Consider the following 4,232-nt stretch of genomic DNA (forward strand, 5'->3'; position numbering starts at 1 on the left):
AGGCATCGAGACGACCCGCGTCCATCCGGGTACAATGCCACGAGGGAATCCAGTTGGCACTACTCAGCCGGAGGGCGTCCTGATGCAAAGCGAGACCACGGACCCACAGCGGATGGAACGGCTCCTGCGCGAGGCCGTGCGGCAGATCGCCGGCGATGGCGATCTCGGTCGCTACATTGCCTGGTCCCAGGCGACGATCCCAGCCGAACTCGGCGTCGAGTCCGAGTTGCTCGAAGGCGAGGCCGAGCGGCTCGCGACCATGCTCGGGGTGGCGATCTGGAATGCGACGCCGCATGCCGACAACGATTGGCGCCCGCGCACGCTGGCGACACCAGATCCTGACGAGCCCTGCTTCTGTGGGTCGGGATTCAGCTATGGCGACTGTTGCGAACCGCTCGGGCCGCTCCCCGAGCTGCCGCCCGAGCTGATCTGGGATCTGCTGATCGACGATCTGCCCGAGGAGGCGATGCAGGAGGCGCTCAGGCGCCGGGCGGTCCCCGATACCCTGCTGGCGAAGGTCGCCGAGCGCTGGCTCGAACACGACCGCCCGGGGCGGGCCGCCGCCCTGTTGGAACCGCTGTTCCGCGGCGACATCGGCGCTCTCGACGGCCGTTTCGAGCCCGCGCTCGATATCCTCTGCGATGCGCTCGATGCGCTCGATCACTGGAAGAAGAAACAGGCCTTCCTGCTGCGCATCACTGACGAGGGCAGCCGCGAACTCAAGGCCGCCGCTTGGCAGCGCTTCACCATGATGTTCATGGACGAGGGCGAACTCGACTACGCCGACGAGGCCTTCGAGCAGGCGCTGCGCCACGGCCCCGACAATCCCGCCACCGCCTTGCTCGAGATCACCCTGCTCGCGGCCCGCCATGACGATGTCCGCGCCCGCTCGCGGGCGCAGTTCTGGCGCCATCGCTTGCGTCGCAGCGGCGCCGACGACGCCGGCCTGATGGAGTTCCTCGAACAGGCGATGATCGACCCGCAAGAGGCGCTGGTGTCCAACCATGCCGGGGTCATGGACCCGCTGCTGCTGGAACTCTGTCGCTGGATCCGATCCCTGTCCGCCTTGCCGCTGGCGCCGTATCAGGTCGAGCCGCTGGATGATCCGCTCGCCTCGGGCGCCGGCGTGCAGTTGTCCTTGTTCCCGCAAGAGATCTTGCCGAACGCCTGCGCCTATCCCGCGTCCGGGACGATGGGCGCCTTGCTGCCGGACACCGCTCTGCGCGCGATCGAGCGCGAATGGCGCCGCGTCTTCCCGGCCTCGAAGCCCTATGCGACCCAACTCTCGGCGCTCGATGACGGCGCGCTCTGGGACGGCGACGAGTGGATGCGGTTTCTCAGCGCGCAGCCGAGCGCGGCGAATAGCCTGGACGTGCTCGACGATCTGGCGACCGCGCTCTATGAGCACCCGGAGAGCAGCCTGCCGTGGGTCGCGCATACGCTGCTCGGGCCGCTCTATCAGCGCGCGCTCGCGATCATCGATCACGCGGTGGCGGCCACCGGCGTCGCCAGTCTGCCCTGGAGCGCCGAGCGCAACCGGCCGGCGCTGCGGCTGTTGTTCCGCGCCTATCTGCACGAGGCCGAGGCCGGTCGCGAGGAGGCCGCAGTGGCGGTCGGCGAGCGCTTGCTGGCGTTGAACCCGCAGGACAACCATGGCGCGCGCGCCGAGTTGATGAACCATTATCTGCGCGCCCGCTCGGATCGGCAGGCCTTGGCGCTGGCGCGCCGCTTCCCGAACGATCTGTTGGCCGATTTGGCCTATGGCGAGGTGCTCGCGCTCTATCGGCTCGGCCAGCAGGAGCGCGCGGCGCGGGCGCTGAGCAGCGCGGTCGACCGCTTGCCGCGCATCCCGCGTTTCCTGCTGCGCAAGCGGATCAAACGGCCGATGCTGGACGATGCCGGCTTCACCCCCGGCGGCGAGGATCAGGCCTGGCTTTATCGCGAGGCGATGCGCGATGTGTGGGAGGCGGAGCCGGGCTTATTGAACTGGATGAAGAAGCGGTTGACCGCTTGAGGAGTGCATCGATGGCGCAGGTCTTTCAGGTCGTCTTTACCGGCACGCTCAACCCCGCGACCCGGGCCGAGGAGGCGGTGCGCGATTTCGCTGCCGTGTTCAAGGTGAGCGAGGAGAAGGCGCGCGCGCTGATCGATGCCGGCGAGGCGCGGGTGCTGAAGAGCGATGTCGATGAGGCCAATGCCCGGCATTATCTCGAGGTACTCGAAGAGATTGGCCTCGTGGCGCGCATCGAGCCGATGGATGCCCCGGCCGCCGAGCCGACGTCGCCGGCGGCGATGGCGTCCGCTGCCGGGCAGGCAGCGGGATCGGCCGTTGGGACTGCGGCTGAGCCGGCTCCGCGCTCGCGCGCGGACTCGTCGGCCGCGTCGTCGCCGCCCTCGTGGCCGGCGTCAGGGGTGACGACGAGCGGGATGCGCCCGCTGTCCGAGCCCGCAGCGCGTCCGGCCGGTCATGGTTGGGTTTGGATCGAACAGGCCTGGGCGCAATTCAAGCAACAGCCCTGGAACTGGCTCGCGGCCATGGCCTTGGTCTACTTGGTGACCGGCGCGCTCGGCCTGGTGCCGGTCATCGGCTCCCTGGCCTCGATGGTCCTGGGGCCCGTCTTCGCCGGCGGGTTGCTGCTCGGCGCCCGCACCCAGCAGCGGACCGGAACCCTGCGCTCGACCACGGCCTTCGCGGGTTTTTCCCAGCGCGGCAGGCAACTGGCGACGGTCGGGGTGCTCTATGTGGCTGGCTTGATGGTGGTCTCGCTGGCGGCCGGACTCATAGCGGTGGCGACCGGTGTCTTGACGGCCGGATCGATGGAGGCGTTGAGTTCGAACGATCCAACGCTGATTGCGGCCGAGATCGGGCCTGGGCTCGGTCTCTTCCTGGTACTGCTGATGCTCGGCCTGGTGCCGCTGCTGATGCTGTACTGGTTCGCGCCGGCGCTGGTCGTGCTCGACGGCATGACCGCGGTGGCGGCCATGCGGCTGAGTTTTCAAACCTGCTGGAAGAATCTCGTCCCCTTGACCGTCTACGGCTTGGCGTTGTTGTTGCTCTTGGTAGGGGGCATCCTGGTCTTCGCGCTCCTGACCCGGCTGCTGGGCGACCTCTCGGAGACGCTGATGGCGGTGGCGATGCTCCTGCTGATCCCGTTGATACTCCTGTTCGCCGCCTTGACGATCCTCTCCGTCTTCACCGCCTACCTGGATGTGTTCGATCAGGGCGCGACCGGGCACGGAACCCTTGCCCTCTAGATGGTCGCGCCCCGATCGTGCGCAAGTCATCTTGGCCCATCGACATGCGCCTTCGATGGCTTTGGTTCTTGCTCGGCCTCTTCGCGACCCTCCTCGTCGCTGCGGGGCTGCTGTCATGGTGGCTGCATCGCCCTCATCCGAGCTATCACGGCGAGTTGCGGCTCGCCGCGCTCCAACGGCCGGTGACGGTGCGCTACGGCCCCCACGCGGTGCCGAGCATCGAGGCCGAGAATCTCGCGGATTTGCTCCTAGCCCAAGGCTTCGTCGTCGCCCGCGAGCGGCTCTGGCAGATGGATCTGCTGCGCCGGCTCGCGGGCGGGCGTTTGGCCGAACTCTTCGGCGAGGAGGCGCTGGTCGCCGATCGTTTCTACCGCACGATCGGGCTGCCGCAGGCGGCACGGGTCTCGTTCGCCGCGCTCGAGCCACGCTGGCAAGGCTTGCTGCAGCGCTACGCCGAGGGCGTCAATGCCTATCGGGACAAGGCGCTCGCCGAGCGGCGGCTGCCGCTCGAATATCAACTGCTCGGGCGCGAGCCCAGCCCCTGGCAGCCGCGCGATAGCCTGCTTGTCGGCGCCTACATGGCGTGGCTCAATTCGAGCAATCTCGCCGAGGAGCTGGTCTTTCTGCGGCTCGCGCAACGGCTGGGCAATGCCCGCGCGCTGGAGCTGTTTCCGTCCAATGTCGGCGAGCCGGCGCCCGCCGATGCGTTCGAGCTGCCGGACTATCGGCTCGAGTCCGGGATGCCTCTGGCCGCGCCCTCGCCGGCCTCGCTAGCGGCGCCTCAGGCCCAGGCCCAGTCTCAGGCCCTGAGCAATGCCTGGGCCGTCACCGGTCAGCACACCCGCGATGGCAACGCGCTGCTCGCGAATGACCCGCACCTGCCGGTGTCGCTGCCGAGTTCCTGGTACGAACTCGAGCTGCGGGCGCCGGGCTATCACGCGGCTGGCGTGACCCTGCCCGGCGTGCCCTGGATTCTC

Annotated in this window: 3 protein-coding genes; all 3 read left to right on the top strand. The window is 68.5% G+C overall.

From position 1 onward, the window contains the following. Window positions 1–2,014, top strand: a 2,014-nt coding sequence (locus ACLFQI_RS12020; RefSeq protein WP_410759645.1) for a hypothetical protein, incomplete at its 5' end; no start/stop codon positions are given. 11 nt (window positions 2,015–2,025) lie between these two features. Beyond that, window positions 2,026–3,255: a BPSS1780 family membrane protein gene (locus ACLFQI_RS12025; RefSeq protein ID WP_410759647.1), complete on the top strand. Its 1,230-nt coding sequence runs from the start codon at window positions 2,026–2,028 to the stop codon at window positions 3,253–3,255. Window positions 3,256–3,323: 68 nt separating this feature from the next. Further along, a partial coding sequence (locus tag ACLFQI_RS12030; protein WP_410759649.1) for a penicillin acylase family protein occupies window positions 3,324–4,232 on the top strand: 909 nt, incomplete at its 3' end.

The organism is Halochromatium sp. (assembly GCF_046541315.1).
In the GTDB taxonomy this organism is placed as follows: Bacteria; Pseudomonadota; Gammaproteobacteria; order Chromatiales; family Chromatiaceae; genus Lamprobacter.

What these genes read in the sequence shown, in the direction of transcription:
- ACLFQI_RS12025 (WP_410759647.1), top strand. Translation starts at nt 2,026, where the DNA reads ATGGCGCAGGTCTTTCAGGTCGTCTTTACCGGCACGCTCAACCCCGCG.